This window comes from Capnocytophaga endodontalis, assembly GCF_002209445.1.
GTDB lineage: Bacteria > Bacteroidota > Bacteroidia > Flavobacteriales > Flavobacteriaceae > Capnocytophaga > Capnocytophaga periodontitidis.
Genome location: NZ_CP022022.1, coordinates 1,257,639 through 1,278,298, shown reverse-complemented (window position 1 = coordinate 1,278,298; position 20,660 = coordinate 1,257,639). Strand labels below are relative to the sequence as shown.

Annotated in this window: 9 protein-coding genes; 2 read left to right on the top strand and 7 right to left on the bottom strand. The window is 40.6% G+C overall.

The annotated features are described in order from the left end of the window. Positions 1-87 precede the first annotated feature (87 nt). The 4 genes from CBG49_RS05960 to glgP all read right to left on the bottom strand — a co-directional run bounded on the left by CBG49_RS05960 (position 88) and on the right by glgP (position 10,192). Positions 88-2,442 (bottom strand): hypothetical protein, encoded by a 2,355-nt coding sequence (locus CBG49_RS05960; RefSeq protein ID WP_088593773.1) that lies wholly within the window; start codon positions 2,440-2,442, stop codon positions 88-90. Positions 2,443-2,517: 75 nt separating this feature from the next. After that, positions 2,518-4,299: an excinuclease ABC subunit UvrC gene (uvrC, locus tag CBG49_RS05955; RefSeq protein WP_088593772.1), complete on the bottom strand. Its 1,782-nt coding sequence runs from the start codon at positions 4,297-4,299 to the stop codon at positions 2,518-2,520. A gap of 80 nt (positions 4,300-4,379) precedes the next feature. Continuing rightward, positions 4,380-5,744: an OmpA family protein gene (locus CBG49_RS05950; protein WP_088593771.1), complete on the bottom strand. Its 1,365-nt coding sequence runs from the start codon at positions 5,742-5,744 to the stop codon at positions 4,380-4,382. Between the two features lie 203 nt (positions 5,745-5,947). Continuing rightward, complete coding sequence (gene glgP / locus CBG49_RS05945) at positions 5,948-10,192, bottom strand: alpha-glucan family phosphorylase (RefSeq protein ID WP_088593770.1); 4,245 nt, start codon at positions 10,190-10,192, stop codon at positions 5,948-5,950. A 518-nt stretch (positions 10,193-10,710) separates the two neighbouring features. Between glgP and CBG49_RS05940 the strand changes: the two genes are divergently transcribed. Beyond that, on the top strand, positions 10,711-11,166 hold the full coding sequence (locus CBG49_RS05940; protein ID WP_088593769.1) for a hypothetical protein: 456 nt from the start codon (positions 10,711-10,713) through the stop codon (positions 11,164-11,166). Between the two features lie 8 nt (positions 11,167-11,174). Here CBG49_RS05940 and CBG49_RS05935 read toward each other — a convergent pair whose 3' ends face one another. Beyond that, complete coding sequence (locus CBG49_RS05935) at positions 11,175-12,524, bottom strand: SWIM zinc finger family protein (protein WP_088593768.1); 1,350 nt, start codon at positions 12,522-12,524, stop codon at positions 11,175-11,177. 180 nt (positions 12,525-12,704) lie between these two features. Here CBG49_RS05935 and CBG49_RS05930 point away from each other — a divergent pair, with 180 nt between their 5' ends. Continuing rightward, positions 12,705-14,888: a hypothetical protein gene (locus CBG49_RS05930; protein WP_227002978.1), complete on the top strand. Its 2,184-nt coding sequence runs from the start codon at positions 12,705-12,707 to the stop codon at positions 14,886-14,888. A 293-nt stretch (positions 14,889-15,181) separates the two neighbouring features. Here the strand turns inward: CBG49_RS05930 and CBG49_RS05925 are convergent, their stop codons facing one another. Both CBG49_RS05925 and CBG49_RS05920 read right to left on the bottom strand, forming a co-directional pair. Then, entirely contained in the window at positions 15,182-17,854 is a 2,673-nt protein-coding gene (locus CBG49_RS05925; RefSeq protein ID WP_088593767.1) for a DUF6493 family protein, read from the bottom strand. Positions 17,855-17,960: 106 nt separating this feature from the next. Further along, entirely contained in the window at positions 17,961-20,654 is a 2,694-nt protein-coding gene (locus tag CBG49_RS05920; protein WP_088593766.1) for a DUF6493 family protein, read from the bottom strand. Positions 20,655-20,660: the final 6 nt, after the last annotated feature.

The window sequence follows — 20,660 nt, the reverse complement described above, 5'->3', positions numbered from 1 at the left end:
AATTAGCAAATTAGAGAATTAGGGAATTACTGTAAGGCAAGAGGAATTCTCAGAATTATCGCAGTTATCAAAGTAAAGGTAATTGATCTACTCATTAGCGAATTGTTTCATTGTGTACAATATCAATTCGGTAGTGCTTTTTTCGGTGACTACCCAAATAGACTTATCGTAATCTACATCTATAGCGATAGGAGAAATAGACTCTACGGGAAAATCTTTTAGTAAGTTGCCTTTTTCGTCGTATAGATAGGCTTTTTGAGTATTCTGTTCGGTTACTGATACGTAGTTCATTCCACGAATGCGAAACAATTTAGGACGGCTGTATTTTCCTTCGGGGAGTTCGATACGCTGATTACCGATAGTGAGTATATTTCCTGAAAGTGAGGTAAGTACATAGCGGTTGCCGCCCCAATAAAAAGGTTCGGTAAGCGATAGGTTTTTGCGGGTCATTCCACCTTTTTCGTCTATAGAGATAAGCGTACCATCACTATTAGTGAACATAAAGAGGTTACCTAACACCAAAGGTGGATTGTTAGAAAAACTATAGGCACCTTTCACTGTAATACGCTGCTCGCCATTGCGGTGCAAGATGTTGAAACTGCCATTGTTAGATGAGTAAATGAGATAGTCTTTTCCATTGAAACGATAGTGTTTAGGGGTAAACAAAGGTTTGCCATTAGCGCGCTGGTTAAAGCCTTTCACTTCTTGACCTTTCTTATCTAAAAGGTGAAGAGTATTACCTTCGGCAAATAGGAATCGATATTCACGATTACTTTCGTAATCAAAGACTTCTAAGGGGGTGATAGGATTTTTATACTGCAAAGGGAAAGGGGCTACCTCCTTGCCATTGCGATCGACGACCCAAATAGATTTTTCGGTAGTGAAAGCCATTTGCAGGAAGCCATTTTTAAATAAATCTACTTGATAAATAGGGCTTTGTATTTTCCCGTCTAAGCGTTTTTTCCACAATAGTGATCCGTTATTACCTATGAGATAAAGGTAGTTATTCTCATCTTGCACAGCGATTTCCAATCGCTTGGTGCGGTGATTTAAGAGAATGACGGGCTCGCTTGCCATAACATCGTCTAAGGCAAAGCGGAAACGCTCGCGCATCTCATCAGAAAGGGTGCTTTCAGTTTGTTTTTCACTTACAAAATTCAGCACGTAATAGTCGTTTTGAGGTGTTTGTTGGAAGAGAGCCCAACGGTAATTTTCGGCTATTGCAGGAAAACGACTGCTAAAAGAAGGGTTATCGTAAAGATTGGCAATGCGGGAGAAAGTAACATTTGAAGCGCTATTTTCTTCTAATAAACCAAAGGCTTTATTCGCTGATAGCACATTACCTCGCTGCATATCGTTCACTACAGAGATAAGTAGTTCTTTGGTTTTGGTGAGTACCAATTGCTTTTGATAGACACCTGCATAACGCGGAATGAAATCTTTTACAAATGAAGTGAAGAAACCGACGGGCAGGTCGGGGTTGAGTTCGTACATCGGGAAGTTGTATTGGAAATCCTCGGAGAGCACGGGTAGCTGTTGGAGGGTTTCATCTACATCAAATGAGGAAACTACTGCAAATTGACCTTCGGTTACGCGCCCAAAAGCAACCCCATTGATAGAAGTTCTAAAGGGACTTTCCTGTGCTATACTGTCGTTTTGTGTTAGTTTTTCGGCATCATCAAAAGTGTAAGCACTGATGCTGAGTACACGGGCAGGCATTAGGCTTAGCGCATCGTTTTGATAGGGGACAGTGTGGAGCATCACATCGGTATTTGCCTCTTTATCAATAGTAGTTACCCCGTTGAGACGCACATTATTTTCTTCTAAAAAGAGATCAAAAGCTACCCAATTTTTGCAATTAGCAAGTAGTTTTTCACCAAAGAAAGGTTCGAAATAATCATTGGCGGCGTTTTTTTGCAAAAACAGATTTGCCACGCATTCAGTACCGCTAATTTGTTGTAGTTTTTCTAAATCTTGTTGAGCATCGCTCTTGTTTTGTTTGTTTAAAGAGGTGTATTCAGAAAGTTTTTCGCCATCGCTGATGAGCAAGTAATCACCATAAATTGTATAGAACCACTCTTTGCCAAACAAGGCTTGTTTTTGCACTTGTGCAGAGGCGTTTTTCCAAGTAGCTGATTTCTCGTTATTATCTTTTTTACAAATAAAGAAACAATCCCCTTCGGTAGAAAAAGCTACCCATATATCATCATTTACAGGTAAGCTTCCTAAGAGTTTTACTTCGTGCAAGCGCAATGTACGAGGGTTATGTGCTTTCCAAAAGCTATTGTTCGTAAGGGCACTCAGGAAGTTGTCGCGGTTGTTGATATGATAGATGAGCTCGGTATTTTCGGGAAAAGTAAAAGGGGTGAGGGTTGCTTTTTTTTCTTTAGAAGTACAAGCAACCAAAAAGAGCAAGGTTATTATGTAGAAACAATACTTCACTACTTAAAATTATTGATGATGAAAGTGCAAAGATATGTAATAATTGGCAAATTAGCAAATTAGAAAATTAGCGAATTACGGATGATGAAAATACTCATAGACTTTTTTCCCTCTAAAACCTACGACTTTTGTGAGTTCTGCTAATGTAGCCTCACGGATGCGTTTTACGGATTTGAAGTGTTGGAGGAGCGTTTCTTTGGTTTTATCGCCTATCCCTCCTACCCCATCGAGTTCGGATACGATAGCTGATTTGCTGCGTTTTTGGCGGTGGAACGTAATACCAAAACGGTGTGCTTCGTCACGCAATTGCTGAATTACACGCAGAGTTTCGGAACGCTTATCTAAATACAAAGGGACACTATCTTCAGGAAAATAAATTTCCTCTAAACGTTTGGCAATGCCTATAATAGCTATCTTACCGCGCAATTCTAACTGTTCTAAGGCTTTTAGAGCTGATGAGAGTTGCCCTTTACCTCCATCAATGATTATAAGTTGAGGCAGCGGTTGCTGTTCGTCTAACAAACGGCGGTAACGGCGGTAGACAGCTTCTTCCATAGAAGCAAAATCGTTAGGCCCTTCAACGGTTTTTACATTGAAATGGCGATAGTCCTTTTTACTTGGTTTGGCATTTTTAAAGACTACACAAGCCGATACAGGGTTAGTACCCTGAATGTTAGAGTTATCGAAACACTCTATATGCACAGGAGGCACAGAGAGGTGCAAATCGCGTTGCATCTGGGTGAGAATGCGATTGGTATGGCGTTCAGGGTCTAGTATTTTTTCTTGTTTGAACCTATCTTGACGGAAGTGTTTGGCATTGCGCAAAGAGAGTTCCAAAAGTTGTTTTTTCTCACCTGCTTTAGGGATGGTGGCTTGCAATCCGTCAGAAAGAGTTACATCAAAAGGTACGATAATTTCCTTAGATACAGAGAAGAAACGTTCGCGGATATCAATAATAGCATATTCTAAAAGCTCTCTATCAGTCTCGTCTAATTTCTTTTTAATCTCCAAAGTATGAGCGCGCACAATCGCTCCATAAGCCACTTGCAAGAAGTTTACATACCCATATTCTTCATCGGAAACGATAGAGAATACATCGACATTGGTAATTTTACTACTCACAATAGTAGATTTAGCTTGGTAGTTCTCCAAACTTTGTATTTTCTGTTTGATGAGATGCGCTTCTTCAAAACGCATTTCGGCAGCTAATGCCATCATTTCTTCTTTGAAGTGCTTGAGCGCTTCTTTGAAATTTCCTTTGAGAATTTCGACTATTTGCTGGATATTATTATTATAATCTTGTTCGCTTTGGTATCCTTCACAAGGTCCTTTGCAATTTTTTAGATGGTATTCCAAACACACTTTAAACTTGTGATTAGCTATGTTTTGGGGTGACAAATCGTAGTTGCAATTGCGCAAGGGAAAGAGTTCTTTTATCAAATCTAAAAGTGTATGCACCGTTTTCATACTGGTATAAGGGCCGAAATACAAAGAGCCGTCTTTCACTACTCGGCGTGTGGAGAAGACACGCGGAAAGCGTTCTTTTTTCACGCATATCCACGGATAGCTTTTATCGTCCTTCAAAAGAATGTTGTAGCGAGGTTGGTATTTTTTAATAAGGTTGTTTTCGAGTAGTAAAGCATCACTTTCGGTAGCTACCACGATGTGCTCGATACGGACAATTTTGCGTACCAAAATGCGTGTTTTGGCATTATCGTGTTCTTTTTGGAAATAAGAGGAGACACGTTTTTTGAGATTGACAGCTTTGCCTACATAGATAAGGGTATCGGAGGCATCATAGAACTGGTAGACGCCAGGATTATTAGGCAAGGTTTGTAATTGGATATCTATAGACATAAGGGTTAGAGATAGAAAAGAGGCTACCGAAAGTGGCAGCCTCTTTTTTTGGTTTTATAAAGATAAAAACGTTCCTAAAACTATTTTACCAAGTTGATTTCAACGCGGCGGTTAAGTTCTCTACCTTTCTTAGTTTTGTTAGAAGCGATAGGTTTTTCAGGACCAAAACCTTTAGCAGTAAGGCGAGCAGGGTTTATACCTTTATCAATTAAGTAAGCTTTAACTGAATAAGCTCTATCTTCAGAAAGTTTTTGGTTTTTAGCTTTGTTACCACTTGTATCAGTATAACCTTCTATTGAGAATTTAGCGTTTTTGTATTCGTTCAATACTTCAACGATATTGTTCAATACAGTAGCTGATTCAGGACGGATAGTAGCTTTGTTTACATCGAACAAGATAGTTTTTGCGAAGTCGTTCAATTTCTTTTGAACTTCTTGAGTTACTTCAGGGCAACCGTTGTTAGAAGCAGGACCTGGTTTATCAACGCATTCATCATCTTTATCAAGTACACCGTCACCATCGGTATCAGGCCAAGGGCAACCGTTGTTTTCTTTAGGACCAGCAACATCTTTACATTGGTCTACGTTATCTGGCACACCGTCACCATCGGTATCAGGGCAACCGTTGAATTCTGGTTTACCAGCTTCGTCTGGGCAAGCGTCATCTTTATCAGCGATACCGTCACCATCTCTATCAGGGCAACCTTTTAATTCAGGAAGACCAGCTTCGTCTGGACAAGCGTCGTCTTTATCAGCAATGCCATCGTTATCGCGGTCAGGACAACCGTTCAATTCTTTTTTACCTGGTTCGTCTGGACAAAGGTCATCTTTATCGGCTACGCCATCTTTATCGCGGTCTTTTTTACCGAATTTAATGGTAATACCAGCAGCGTGTTGGAAGTAGTCTTCTTGAGAATCAGATTTGAAAGTTGGGTTGTAGGCAGTTTGCAAGTTGATACCGATGTTTTCGGTAAACCAGAAGTTTACACCACCGCCGCCTAAAGCGCGGAATTTACCTTCGTTATCGATAGCGGCATATCCACCACCTACTTGTAAGAATGGGTCAAACCATCTTGCGGCTTTCCAAAGAGAGTTCAAGTGGTATTTCACAGCTAAATTGGCAGCCCAGAAAGACAAATCTACTTTATTATCAAGATCTTTGCTATAACCGAAACCTTTTTCGATTTTGTTCAATGATCCAGATAATTCAGCAGAGAAACCGGCACCAATGTATCTACCTACAGAAAGACGAGAAACAGCGGGAAGGATGTTGATATCACTTGGTCCACCCCAGTCTTTCATCAAGTCCCCAAAAGCATCTGGAGTACGTATATCAACTGTATTTACTCCAAATCCTATCTGCCAAGGACTGTTTTCATCTTGCGCTTGAACTCCTACTGAAAAAGCAGCAGCCAAAGCAAATAAAGTTAATTTGATTTTCTTCATACTTAAAAATGAATTTTGATTACTATTTAAATTTGGGGGCAAATATAAGTATTATTTTAATATCTATAAATTTTTAAGGTTATTTTTTTTTGTTAAAATTGATAAGAACTAAAAAAAAGACTTAAAAACAGAGTGTTTAAAACAGTATTACATCTTGCCTCGTTTGTTGTTATTTACTTGATTACGAATTAATTAAAAATGTTTTACAACCATTTTACCAAGGCAAAATCTTGGCGGTGTGGCAATAAATTATTTTTAGGGAAAATACGTATTGCTAAGTGTAAAGCACCAGGATATTCGGAAGCTATCTCTAATTGATAGGTAGCTTTATTACCTTCTTGAGCTACTACAGAGAACTCACTAGTAGAGAGGACTTTAAACTTATCGTCTTTTTGTTGAGCAACGACGAGTTCTACACCCACATCTTCAGGGCGCAATTCGCCTAATTCTAAAGTAATTTCGCCTTTATAGTTTTTTCCTATAGAGATGAGTTGTTCGTTTCGATTAGGGACTTTGAAATTGACTACCTTTATATTATCCCATTCTTGGGTTACTTTTCGTTTCCAATTAGAGAGCTCGATAGCAGTTACAAACTGATTGTCTTTCAGTTTATTTACGCGTTCGGTCATAGGGTAATAGTATTGGTTTTCGTAATCGGTGAGCATACGCGTAGTGGTGAAATTCACAGCGACTTTGGCGATTGTATTTTTGATAAGGGCGCACCAGCGAGATGAAACACCATCTTTATTCTTATCGTAGAATATAGGTGCAATTTCGTCTTCGATGATATTATAAATGGTTTCAGCGTCCATTTCGTCTTGATATTGTTGGTTTTCGTAGGAACGTTCCATTGGCAGTGCCCAACCGGCATCTTCGCGGTAGCCTTCTACCCACCAACCATCGAGTACGCTGAAGTGCATAGTACCATTCATTGCTGCCTTTTCACCACTGGTTCCTGAAGCTTCGAGCGGACGTGTAGGGGTGTTCATCCATACGTCGACTCCTTGTACCATGTGGCGTGCAAGTTCCATATCGTAGTTAGGGATGAACAATATTTTACCTAAGAATTGTGGTAATTTAGAGATTTCGACAATATTTTTAATCAAATCTTGTCCTGCTTTATCGGCAGGGTGAGCTTTACCAGCGAATATAAATTGTACAGGGCGTTCAGGATTATTTACGATTTTATCTAAACGTTCTATATTGGTAAAGAGCAAGTGTGCTCGTTTGTAGGTCGCAAAGCGGCGTGCAAAACCAATGGTAAGGATGTCCTCGCGCAAATTTTCTTTGATTTCGACTAATTGGCGAGGAGAGAAATAGGGAGTATTTTTCTCTAAGCGCAATTTTTGTTCGACGCGGCGCAAGAGTTTAGAGCGGAGGGCTGTTTTGATTTCCCACACGCGTTGATCGGATACTTTGTAGATACCTTCAAAGCTCTTAGGGTCGTAGTGGTGAGTTTTGTAGTCTTTACCAAAGACTTCGTTTTCCACTTCTTTCCAGAGACCGGCTGTCCAGGTAGGTTGGTGTACTCCGTTGGTCACATAGCTAATATGCAATTCTTCAGGCATATAGCCAGGCCACAAATCTTTGAGGATTTCTTTGCTCACCTCACCGTGTAGCCAGCTCACGCCATTGACTTCCTGAGAGAGGTTGGCGGCGAGATTACTCATTGAGAATTTCTCGTGAGGGTCGCTCAGGTTGATTTTACCGAGAGCGAGGATTTGTTCCCAATTCACGTGCAATTTATCGGCATAATTACCGAGATAAGCACGCAATAAACCTTCTTCAAAAGCATCGTGACCTGCAGGTACAGGAGTGTGCGTAGTGAAGAGAGAAGAAGCGCGTACCACCTCCATTGCCTCAGAGAAAGTAAGGTTGTTGTGTTCGATAAATTCGCTAAGACGTTCCAAACCGATGAAAGCAGCGTGTCCTTCGTTGCAGTGGTAAATATCACTATCGATACCTAATTTTCGCAACATTTTGATACCGCCTAAGCCTAAGAGCATTTCCTGTTTGAGTCGGTTTTCCCAGTCGCCACCGTACAAGTGATGTGTGATAGAACGGTCGTCTTCTCGGTTATTTTCGAAATCGGTATCGAGGAGATAGAGTTCTATACGACCTACATCAACGCGCCATACGCGGGCATAGAGGGTACGCCCAGGGAGATCGATAGAGACCACTATCCACTTACCTGTTTCGGGGTCGAATACAGGAGTTACAGGGATTTTAGAGAAATCTTGTGCCTCGTAGTCGGCTTCTTGGTTACCTGCTGAGGAGAGTTTTTGGGTGAAATAGCCATAGCGGTATAGCAATCCAACCCCAGTGATTTTTGTAGCTTTGTCGCTGGCTTCTTTCAGATAGTCGCCCGCCAAGATACCCAGACCTCCTGAGTAGATTTTCAAAGAAGAGTGCAAGCCATATTCCATACTAAAATATGAAATAGAGGGGCTTACCATTTCGGCTTTTTTAGCCATATATTCCTGAAAATCACCATATACTTTAGAGAGGTTACGCATAAAAACAGTATCGTTTTCCAACTCTTTGTAACGAGAGAGGGAGATGCTATCGAGTAGAGCGATAGGGTTTTTGCGCACTTCTATCCATTTTGCTTTATCAATATATTTGAACACCTCGTAAGCCTCATCATTCCAGCACCACCAAAGGTTTTTGGCGAGTTCTTCAAGGGGTTGCAAGGCTTCAGGGATGGCGCGGTGGATGATCACACTACGCCAATTAGGAGTGTTTACCACTTTGGATTTTTCTAAATAAGCTACGCCATCGGTTTCTACTGGAGGGAGGCTTTCTACTCTATCCTCTATATTTTCGAGGGTGAGTTCGTAACATTTGATATAATACTGTACTAAGTTTTTCCAAAGGGCAATTTCGGAGACTTTAGCGGCAGTTTCGCGCAAAGCTTGGAAATCGTCGTCTTTGCTATCTAATAGATTTTGTATGTTTTTAGCGATGGCACCTACTACTTCGCCATAGTTGCTATCGGTACGATTGACTACTTCTATAGCTTTTTGTTTTTGAGGATAGTAGTCGCTTACCCACTTGCCAAATCCTGCTAAAGTAGTGGTGATGGTAGGTACTTTGAAAGCCAAACTTTCGAGCGGGGTATAGCCCCAAGGCTCATAGTAAGAAGGGAAAGCGGTACCATCGAGACCGAGTAGCAAATCGTAATAAGAGAGGTTGAATACGCCGTCGTTACCATTGAGGTAGCTTGGGCAGAAAATCACTTTCACCTTATCTTCTTTACGGTTGAAGAGTTGTTGTTCGTTGATGCGTTTTACAATGGCATCGTTATAGACATCGGGGAGGATGTGAGTGAGATGTTTTTGTTCGTTAGGGGTTGTTTGTTCGGGACATTGGAGGTTATTGAGCAATCCTTGGTTAGGAGCGTCGTAGGCTGTAGGAATAAGTATATAAGCCAAGAGCTCTTTTTTATTTTTAGGGTTGCGATTGAGGGCACCTAAGGCATCAATAAAGGCATCGATTCCTTTGTTGCGGAACTCATAACGACCACTGATAGCAACGATTTTGGTATTCTCACTAATGGGTTGAGTTACCAACGCTTGTGCGACGTTGATGAGGCGTTCTTTAGCTATTTTGCGTTTTTTATCGAAATCTTTATCGGCGGGGACAATAGCATCGTTGAAGCCATTAGGGGTGATGATATCGGTTTTTCTACTGAGGAAATGCTGAGCTTCTTGAGCAGTAATTTCGCTTACAGTAGTGAAGCAATCGGCAACTTTAGTAGTTTCTTTTTCGAGGAAGTGTTTGTGTTGTACCCCGAAACGATAAGCCATTTCTTCGGGGTTGTAGTTTTTCATATCGTTGTAGAGCGGGTAACCATTGCCAGCGATAGCACGACCTACGACGGTGGCGTGAGTAGTGAAAACAGAGCCTATTTTAGGCATAGTTTCTTCGAGATAGAGCAAGGCACTACCAGTCATCCATTCGTGAAAGTGGCAAATTACGTTTTCGCGTGAGGCAGTGTTGAACTTCACAAAACTTTCGATTACCTTTCCAACGGCATATCCAAAGAGCACTGATTCTACATAATCCCAGGGGCTACTAAAAGAGTCGAGTTTATAGTTATCCCAATAGTAGCGCAAGATATCGTTTTTAGCGCTCATATAATGAGAGAAATCAACAAGGAGGACGATGGGGTTACCTTCAATTTTCCAATTACCGACACGCACGCGCAAACCTTCGGAGGCAGCTTTAGTGCGCCAAGATTTGAAGAGTTCAGGGTTTTCTACAAACTCTTTATTTTCGTTGTGTTGCCAAATATCAGGACCAATTAAGATGTATTTACTTCTGAATTTTTTGGCAATAGCAGGGGCTTTAGTAGCGATAACGGTGTGGATACCGCCAACTTTGTTGCACACTTCCCAACTGGTTTCGAACACATAGTCGGGATTGAATTTCTTTGTCATACTCATTATATTTAGTGGTTAGTTTTTAGTGGTAAGGTGTTAGGTGACAGGAGTCAAGTGGCAGTTAATGTTCTGTTTATACAAAATATGTTGCAAAGGTACAAAGTTTTTTTTGATTACAATACTTTTTAGGAGAATTTTTTAGGTAAGAGATAAGAGGTAATAGCATTCGCTTTTAAAGGCTTAACCTCCGTTGAAGGTGTCCAAAAAAATTTTTGTAAGGGCGTTTGCAAAACGCCCTTACATAACATACTCTAAAAGTGATTGATTATCAGAACTGTAAGCTTTTTCAAAGTGTAGGGACAAAAAGGTGATTTTGAGATTTTTGGGACGGCTTCTAATCTGCAAAAGTAAAATTTTAAAGAGAAAACATCTAATATTCGCTACTTTTTTTGTAGTTTATTAATAAATTATAAGTCTATTATTTTAAATACGAATGCCGTGAGGTAGTACAAATTTGTTTTATTAAGACAATGAGAATTGACAAATTATTGCTATTTTTGTCATAAATAAATTCTTTTCTTATGAAAAAACTACTCTTTTTATTGTTATTACTTCCTTTGTTAGGGAGTGCTCAAGATTTTGAATACTTTGGCGTTAGAGCTGCTTTCACCCATAGCAACAAGTCGCATAACTTAGGTTTTATAGGAGCTTCACTCAATTCTTTTGACGAAGGAAATGGTTATTTTTTAGCCATTCCTACAGCTTCAACTTTTTACGCAGGTGCTCATATAGGGTCAAATTTTGATAGCACTTCTAATAAAGTACTGATAATCCCTGAAATAGGGTTTGAAACTAGTATATTTATATTTGGAGCAGGAATCTCCATTAATACTCAAGCTATACAACCCAGAATAGGACTTTCTTTTTTTAATATACACAATGCTCATATAGGCTATTCTATACCTTTAAGAGAAAAAGCCTCCTTTGAAGGATTGACTTTTACTCTTACTTTGAATCTTTTTAACCTTGATCTTTAACAAAACTCTTAATTGTTCTGACTTATCATCTTGGTAGCTAAAATGTGTTTGCATAACCCTCTGTTTGTTTGGTGATTGGTGTACCAATTGCAAGTGCATTGTGCTTTCTCGCCGTCGAGAATAACGGTATGGGTAACCCCTCCTGTTCCTTTTACATTGGCTTTCACATAATCACCGCGTTGTTCTACGATTTGTACTTCATTATTTTCAGTGAGTTTTTTGGCATTTTGCAAACGCGGGTTCAGACTTATCAAACGCTGGGGTTTGAAAGGCAAACGGCGGTAGAAATAATTGCCATAGGTGAGGTTGTAGCCCAAGAGTCCGATACTCGAAAGTGATGCTTGTAGGGTCGCCATTGTACCCATATTCACATCGTTTTCAATAGCTACCATTGCTGGTGAGAACACTTCGTTAGTTTTGAAGAAATTGTTAATCCCCACAAGCCATTCCATAGGTACTTCTTCAATCATATTCTCCAAGTATTTTCCTTCGCCTGAAAAACCTCGATATACATTATCCGAAAGTAAGAAAAGCATCTCTACTCCTTTGAAATGCAACACAAAAGCAACTGATTGCTCACTGCTACTGCGATATACATAAAGACTATCGGCAAGCAGAAGTAAACTTTGTAAGAGGTTGAGACGGTGTACTCCTCCTATTTTGATAGCTCCCGCTGTAGGGGTAGGCGCAAAAGTGTAACCAACACCGCGTTTTACCAAATAATAATCATTTTTCACGGCTTGTTTAGGCAAAGAACGGAAGAGCTGTATGGCTTCAGCTTTATTGAGGCGGTATGCCAAATCCATCTCCGAAAGATATACTTGTACATTACCCAAGCCTTTGATCCAGCGGTTGGGGAGGGTTACTTTTTTCTCTACAGTTTTGTGTTTCTCGGTAATAAAGTGTGTCTGCTTTTGTCCTACACTAAGCACCATTTTCTCGGAAGCGGTTACCGCATTGAAAGCACGCACGGTTACATCGTTGAAATCGATATTGGTGCAACCACTTTGGAGAAAATCACCGTCTAACACATCGTTGCGCAACCCTACACGGGCATAGACGCTATTGCAAGAGGAGAAGCCCTCAAAAAGCAATTCACCATTCCCCACCGAGATAATGGGGTCACGCAATTTTGCAAGCACTCCTGGGGCGATAGCAAACTGAGAGGCTACGGTCTTCGCTAGTGTAGCAAGACACTTAGCCACCACAAAAGGTTGAGTGATACTCCCCCAGAAGAAACAAGGCTCTGCATTGTCTTCTTTGAGTTCTGAACAGTGCGAAAAGATAAAATTCTTCTCGTGAGCGCTCGCCTCTTCTATCACAGAGGCAAACGGATAAGCATATTCAAAGTCGTTCATTTGATTTGTCGATTTGTTGATTTGTGTGAGGGGCAAAGATAGGGATAATTTGTTAATTAACAAATTAGTGAATTAGCAAATTTGCCAATGAGATAATTATGGAGGTAGGTCAGCTATAGTTAAAAAAAATAATAATGGTATAAATTTTGAACTCTTAGTATAACAAAAAAGAATTGTTTTATGAAAAACCTCCTCCTACTTTTTAGTCTTTTTGCCAGTGGACTCTACGCCCAAGTAGATAGCCTTGTCGGGATTTATAAAAACGATAGAGAAAGAGAAAGTATCCGGCTCAATGCTGATAATACTTTCGATGTGATAAGATACTCGGGTAGCTACAGACGCGATGGCAACCTCGTGATACTAAACGCTGACCGCTCTTTTATGCTACACAAACAGCAGGGCAACTCCCAGCAGCTGCAACTCTCATTCATACACTCTAAAGGAATGACTTGGGATTATTCTACCTTGTTTATCTATGTAGGCTACGAAAACGAACAAGGGGGCGTCACTTATCTACATCTGCATAAGGAGGCGAAAGAGCAACTCGCTAATGATACCCTTCATATCGAAATTCCGCGTACCGAAAAGCTCTATTTGGTAAACAGCTTTGCTGCCGAATACCGCGAAAATAACGGCGAGGTAACTATCAACACTTTTTATATAGGCAAGAACACTAATGCCTTAGAAGTTGTTTTCTTGGGAGAGAGCGGTGCTTTAAGCAATGAATTTATAGGAGTATATGAGGCTTCAACGGGCGAGCTATCACTTATGAAAACAAACAATAGAAGACCTGATATATACCAGAAGCTCATCCCTACCCCCCTCTACCCCAACGAGATAACACGTGTAAAAAACTGGGAACATCTGGCTTTTAAAGGACTTAAAACAAATAGGGTACTGAGTTGTGTAATCGATGATTATGACGATATACTCGAAGATTATAAAGAGGAAGAAGAGGAAGCAAAGATAAACGCCACCTTAGTGGTGAGCGATAGCAAGAATATTGAAAAAGCGATACAACGCGTAAAACCCACTCAGCAGTTGCTCGCTATCCTTCACCAACCGCAGAACCCCAAAGCTGACAAAGAGTTTGAGCTGCTAAAACTATCTTACAAGATAGAAAAAGGCGATAAACTACCTTTTACTTATCAGTTTTATATCACTACTAAAAGCGATGAGCAGTGGCTAAAAAAACACGGTATTGCCACTGATAAAAACCAAGTGATTTTTGTAGATTACGAGGGACACGTGCTTTACTATCAAGAAAGTACCATAGCTGAAGCCCAGCGCGATGATTTCTTCGGAAAAAATACGGCACCTACTCTTTTCAACAGCATCATAGTAGCGCGCCACATCGACCAGCTATTCGCTAACCCTCAGGCACCTATAAAAGAAGTAGAAGCGCTCTTTTACACTTACCTCAAAAACTATGATTTGAGCTTGTATTTGCTTACTAACCGCAAAAAATTTGAGCAAGAGTATCACGCACTCAACTTCAAAAATAAAAAACTTATTTATCAACTGAAAACCACCCCCGCCCAACTGACTTACCAATGGCGCAGAGTGGCTGCAAGTCATCAAAACGATACAGTTTTAGACCCATCTTTTGCCAGAATGACCGTCAGAAATCTTCATAACTACCGAAATTATCTGATAGAGGATAAAAAAGTCGCTGCTAAAGACAAGCTGCAAACCATCACCTACCTGATGAAGTTCAGCCAAGCCATTGAAGCCTACAACAAAGCTATTGACAATGATGTGAATATCAGCTCTAATAACAAAATAGAGCTATACGATTCTACTGTACAAGAGGCTATTAATGACTTAGAAAAAGAAAAAGTACTGCCTCTTGAAGAAATTAGACCTATTTACGAAGAGGCAGTTGCTAAAAAGATGACTTCGGCATTGGGTTATATATACTATTTATTAGACCGAGATAAGCAAGCGGCTATCGATTATTACGTACCTTATATAGAGGGAGTTATCGCACAGGGGAAAGGCAATTTCGTGCAAGGTATCAACAAGGTATTTCCTAAGAATGGGTATTATTCCGATTGGTATTCTTATGGCAATGTATGGGCAAATCAGGCTAATAGTATCGCTTATTATATCTTCGAAACACGTCGCAATGATGCTGCCTTACTCTCTAAAGCCACACGCTGGATGGAGGCTATCTGCGATTTCAGAGAGAATGACCCTTATTACCTTGATACTTATGCCTGCTTGCTATATGCCACCAACCGGAAAGACGAGGCTATAAAAGTAGAAGAAAAAGCGGTGCAATTCGCACAAGAAAAGGATAAGAAAGAGATTATAGATGCTGTACAAAAGACTTTGTTGCAAATGAAAAACGACACCCTATAGTCGTATGGTATGAATTTTATACTTTTGCCACGACAAAAAGAATTGTTTCATAGTCAAACAAAAATAGATTGCAAATAAATAAATTTACTTTTAGGAGGCGTTTGAACACATACCCAGCTATCGCTAGCTTTCCTACATAATATACCCTAAAAATAATTGATAATCAATAAAATACACTTTGCTAAAGGTGCAAGCCGCTTGAACAGGAATCTTTGGCAAAGTGTAGCGACACAAATGCGATTTTGAAACTTTTTAGACAGTCTCTACGTTAAATTAGTATTTGTTTATGTAGATTAATCGCTAAATTCTACTAACTTCTTATGATTCTTCGGTAGTTTTTCTTGCTTCTTCACTTCTTCTGAATACAATCTCACTACTTCTTTTCCAAAGGCTTTTACTTTAGGGTCGTGAGCGGGACGATCGAGGAACTCTATAAAGCGAGTGATCGGGAGAAAATCGCAAGCGAGCACCTGAGCGAGATAGGTTTTGAGGTAACTGAGGTCTTCCCCGCGGGTGATTGCCTGACAGATATATTCATACGCTAAATCTCGCGATGGGCGTTTCTCAAAGAGCAAAGCCGTACCTATATAGAGCCAACCGCTATGGCATACCCTAATGTCGTAGCGCAAAAGCACTTCCAAAGGCACTGACATATTGCGAATTTCACGCACTTCGTTGCCCGTAACCCAAGTGCTGATATAGTCACACAACATCGCATCGGGATAGTGAGGGTTGAGGCTTAGCTTATATTCAAAAATAGTACTGATGGGTGAGCATCCACCATTGGCATTGTAATAGCGATACGGGAAGGTATTCTTTAGGTCGGTATAACTTACCCCTACCCACTCGATATGGTGTCCGAAAGTAAATTCTTTATGACCGTTATCTTCCTGCCAACCATAATCAATTAGGAAAGGCTTCACTACCCCCAGAATATCCTTAGCTGAAGTGGCAGCAAACTCTGGAAACTCTCTATCGGGTTGTTTGATACGGGTGATTTGCGCCCAAAGCGGCAGAAGTTCTTCAGTTAGTTGTATTTCATCTGTAAGACCTAAATAATACTGAATAGCTTTAGCATAATCTCCTTTGAGTTGTCTCGCTTTTTCTTTGGCTGCTGCCGAAACTTCTGTGAAAAGCAAACGATTGCAAGCTACAATGAGATCGTCAATATCAGGTTGTACGCCTTGTACTTCGTATTGCAAGAGCTTATCCACCAATACCTCTGCTTCTATATAGAAAGGCAGGTGCGTAGGGGTAGAGAGCAATGGCAGGTAGCAGTGCTGGAGGATGAAGTCAATGACCATTTGCCCCTTGCGGAAAAGAAACGGCAGGACTTGGCGGGCATTGCCTAAGTAATAATCTTGCGTATAGGCTTCAAACTCTTTTTCGGAGAGTTTTTTGCGCTTTTGGTTTAGTTCTTCCCACGTATAGCTACACTTAGGGTCAAGAGCCAAAGGACGCCGGTCTATCAGCGCACGTAAGACTCCCAAGAGGATTATATCGGTAGGGATTTCCTCCTTATCTATTCGCTTGGTGAGCTGTTTGATATAAGGCGAAAGAGACTTTGTCCAATCGGCAGGGAAATTATCTTGCAAAGTGATAAGCCCTTCCAAGAAGACATCTATTGTATGAGCCGCAGGTTCGCGTAGGCAGTCGCCGAGGAGGAAGAGGCTTTCGCTAGGGGTTAGGGGATAGAGGATAGGGGTTAGGGTGCGAGCCGCACAGGCAGTTTTGGGGGTGCGGGAACTGTGGGAGTTCTCGGAGTTTTCGGAGTTCTCGGAGTTCTCAGAATTTTCTGATAGACTTAGGGTTGCAAGGAGGTCTTGGGCTTTGCCTTTTAGGTAATCGCAGTAAGGGGCGATGATTTTGGGGAGACCTTCGTGGTTAAAATAGGTAGTGAGGAGAGTAGCTACTTTCTCTTGGAGCTTCACGTCAGGTATCGTAAAGAGTACCGCCAATTGCTCGCGGTAATCTATATTTATAGGGGGGTGTTTTTTATAGTATTTTTCTAAGATTTCTACCCCTATGAGTTGCGATTTAGCGATTTTTTGGACGGTAAAGCAAAGTGCAAAATTGTCGGCAAAGGCTTGGAAATCAAAAGCAGGATGGGTGCTTATTTGAGCAATACACTTCATCGCAAAGTTGATAAGCGACGATTTGTCCAAGGTTAGCAAGGCAAAGAGCGTGTGCTGGCTTGGGAGCAACTCCTCCTCGGTGGGGGCAAGTCCCTCAATCCATCGGCAGTACATATCCAACATATTCTTTTTCCAAGGGTTGAGTAGTACTTCTATAAAGCTGGTTATGAAGCTCTTATCAGGGAAATAGTTTTTTTTACAAAGCAGGGTAAAGACTTTTTGCCATTCCAAACTACTACTAATAACATAATCTATATACTTAGCCGTATGGGGAATCACGCGCGTTGCCAGCTCAGGATACTGGAGGAGTACCTCAGCCGCTTTGGCTTCTTGTGTACGGCTGTACTCGATATCATATAAGTTTTTGACAAAAATCTCCTCATTGAAAGGGATAACCCCCTCTGTATAGAGGGCTAAGAGTATTTCGATAGAAAAACTACGCGGGGATTGCTCAAAAACCTGTTGGGCACCCTTTATCATATACGCTCCTTTGGGGGTATGGATAAAATCCATAAAGGCTTGGGTATGTTGGGAATTCAAAAAGAAAAGAGGATACTTAATACGTGTATGAAAACTCCTTACAGAAGTGAAATCCAACTGTTTTTCTACACTTAGCAGTTCTTCTACACTATGGCATACACACATCATCAGATAGGTGATAATATACTCGATTTCGTAGCTAAGATGCTTTTTCTCAAATATATTTTCCCAATCTTTGTGTTGGGTTTGTTTTTTGATTTGTGCCTTTTCCTGCTCGGGAAGGGCGAAACAAATATTGCGAATAGCGGTAAAATCGTGTGCCTTGAGGGCAGAGAGTAAGTTTTCTTTCATAGGGAAAAAATATTTATTGAACTGACAAATTGAGTGATGAGCTACAAGCTCTATTTATAGTAGGCGCGAGCTACAAGCTCGCGCCAGCTGGGGTTCATATTAATAACTAATTACTAAATTCTTCTAATTTTTTGTGATTGCGAGGGAGTTTGTCCTGCTTCTTCGCTTCTTCTAAATAAAGGGCGACAACTTTCCTTTGGAAAGCCTTTACTTTAGGGTCTCGGGTAGGTCGGTCTAAAAACTCTACAAACCGATTGATAGGACTAAAATGCATAGCCAACGCATCACTTAAATAGTGTCCTACATAATGCAAATCCTCACCTCTTGCAAGGGCTTGAAGTATGTATTCATAAGCCAAATCTCGCGACGGACGTTTGTCGTATAACAAACACGCACCTATATACAGCCAACCGCTGTGGCGCACGCGCAAATCATAACGCAAAACAGCTTCTAATGGTAGCTGCATATTGCGTATTTCATCTGCTCCACAAGCATTATTGGCTATATAACCACAGAGAATAGCATCAGGGTAATGAGGGTTCAAACTCAACAGGTAATTCACCTCTGTTGATAGAGGGGTACTACCACCACAAGCATTGTAGTAAAGGGGCGAAAAAGAGTTCCGATAGTGCTCTATCCAATAGCCTTTTTCGATTTTCTCATCATAGCCTATATCGTAATTATGAAAGGTAAATATATCTCTGCCTCTCCATTTTGTCCATCCATAACCTATGTAATAAGGCTTTACTACACTAGGAATCTCTTTAGCTGAAGTAGTTTCAAATTCTGGAAATTCTCTATCGGGGTGCTTGATGCGAGAGATTTGCGTCCAAAGAGGCAGAAGCTCTTCAGTTGGTTGTACTTCATCTGTAAGACCTAAATAATACTGAATAGCTTTAGCATAATCTCCTTTGAGTTGTCTCGCTTTTTCTTTGGCTGCTGCCGAAACTTCTGTGAAAATCAGTCGGTTGCAGGCGACAATCAGGTCGTGAAGGTCTGGCTGCTTATTCACAGCTTCATATTGCAGTAGTTTATCCACAAATATTTCGGTATCTATATAAAAAGGCTCGTGTGTAGGGGTAGAAAGGAATGGCAACACCTCTTTTTCATTAAGATATTTCAAGGTGAGTTGTGCCTTGTGAAAGAGGAATGGCATAAAAATCTTATGCTTATACAACCTATCCCAAAGAAGATACTCCTCAAAAGCTGCTTCATCAAGTTTTTCTCTCAAAGCATTACTCTCCTCATAAGTGTATTGATAAGGAGGTATTTCAAGAGGTTTTTGATGCGAATAACAGTACAAAAATCCCTTTATTATAGTTGTTACACTATCCAAATAATGACTTTTCATCAGTTTTTTAAGATAAGGAGCCAACTCTTTAGTGTAATTAGCCGGAAGGCTCTCTTGCAGCTGCACAATTCCCTCAAAAAAGAGGTCAATAGTCTCCGCAGTACGCTCACGAAGGCAGTCGCCGAGGAGGAAGAGGAGGTCTTCAGGTGTCAGGGGACAGGGGACAGGTGTCAGGGTGCGAGTTGTAGAGGCTGTTTGGGATGTGTGGGAGTTATGGGAGGAGTGGGAGTTCTCAGAGTTTTCGGAGTTCTCAGAATTTTCAGAATTTTCTGATGAGCTGGGCGAGGGTAAGGATTGGAGGAGGTCTTGGGCTTTGCCTTTTAGGTAATCGCTGTAAGGGGCGATGACTTCGGGGAAACCTTCGTGGTTAAAATAGGTGGTGAGAAGACTGGCGACTTTCTCTTGAAGTTGGGCATCGGGTACAGTGAAGAGTACCGCTAATTGCTCGCTGTAATCCCGATTAGTGGGGACTTGCTTTTGGTAGTGTTTTTCTAAGATTTCTACCCCTATGAGTTGGGATTTGGCGATTTTTTGGATAGTGAAGCACAGGGCAAAGTTATCAACAAAGGACTGAAAATCAAAAGTAGAAGCATTAGCAGCTTTTTGCAATTGCTTCATCGCAAAGTTGATAAGGGCTGTATTGCCCAAGGTGAGTAAGGAAAAGAAAGTGTATTGGTTTTCAATTACTTCATCGGCAGTAGGGTTGATCACTTCTATCCAACGGCAATAGGCATTGAGGATGTTTTTCTTCCAAGGGTTTAACAAAGCCTCGAGGTATTGCTTTACAATATCGCGATTTGTGAAATAGTTATTCTTAGCCAAAATGTGATACATTGCCAAGATATATTCAGTATCATATAGATAAGTATAGATATATTTTGGGGCTGCTGCAAGGATTTGAGTGGCTATTTCAGGGTATTGTAACAACAAATCGATGAAAAAAGGTTCTTCACGATAGGAAACATTCTTGTGATAAAAGTTTTCAACAAACAATTTTTCATTAAAAGGTATCAAATCCATTTTATACAGCAACCAAAGCATCTCAAAAGAGATGTATTCTGCATTTTCTTGATACATTTGGGGCAATTCTTCTTTCAAGTAAGCCCCTTGAGGAGCTTGGATAAGCGCTAAAAGCTCTGGATAAAAAGCTGTGGAAAGGAAATCGTAAAACACCCCTTTTGCATACCAAGGACAGATATTATTTTTTCGCTCAAAATGGAGTATCTCTTCTCTTTGATCACTCAAACACATAAAGGCATAAGCCATTACTATACGATCGTTAGGTACATTTTTAGCCCAACTTTTGGGTATATCATACATTTGAGTGATGGGCGTATCAAGGAAAAACACCTTTAGCTTTAGGCGTTCCTCTTCAGAAAGACCAAAGCAAATAGTACGTATCGCATTAAAATCGTGTGCCTTAATGGCGGAAAGTAAGTTTTCTTTCATAAGTGA

Excerpts from the sequence above, each read along its gene's own strand:
- uvrC (WP_088593772.1), bottom strand. The coding sequence starts at position 4,299 with ATGTCTATAGATATCCAATTACAAACCTTGCCTAATAATCCTGGCGTC.
- CBG49_RS05950 (WP_088593771.1), bottom strand. The coding sequence starts at position 5,744 with ATGAAGAAAATCAAATTAACTTTATTTGCTTTGGCTGCTGCTTTTTCA.
- glgP (WP_088593770.1), bottom strand. The coding sequence starts at position 10,192 with ATGAGTATGACAAAGAAATTCAATCCCGACTATGTGTTCGAAACCAGT.
- CBG49_RS05940 (WP_088593769.1), top strand. The coding sequence starts at position 10,711 with ATGAAAAAACTACTCTTTTTATTGTTATTACTTCCTTTGTTAGGGAGT.
- CBG49_RS05935 (WP_088593768.1), bottom strand. The coding sequence starts at position 12,524 with ATGAACGACTTTGAATATGCTTATCCGTTTGCCTCTGTGATAGAAGAG.
- CBG49_RS05930 (WP_227002978.1), top strand. The coding sequence starts at position 12,705 with ATGAAAAACCTCCTCCTACTTTTTAGTCTTTTTGCCAGTGGACTCTAC.
- CBG49_RS05925 (WP_088593767.1), bottom strand. The coding sequence starts at position 17,854 with ATGAAAGAAAACTTACTCTCTGCCCTCAAGGCACACGATTTTACCGCT.
- CBG49_RS05920 (WP_088593766.1), bottom strand. The coding sequence starts at position 20,654 with ATGAAAGAAAACTTACTTTCCGCCATTAAGGCACACGATTTTAATGCG.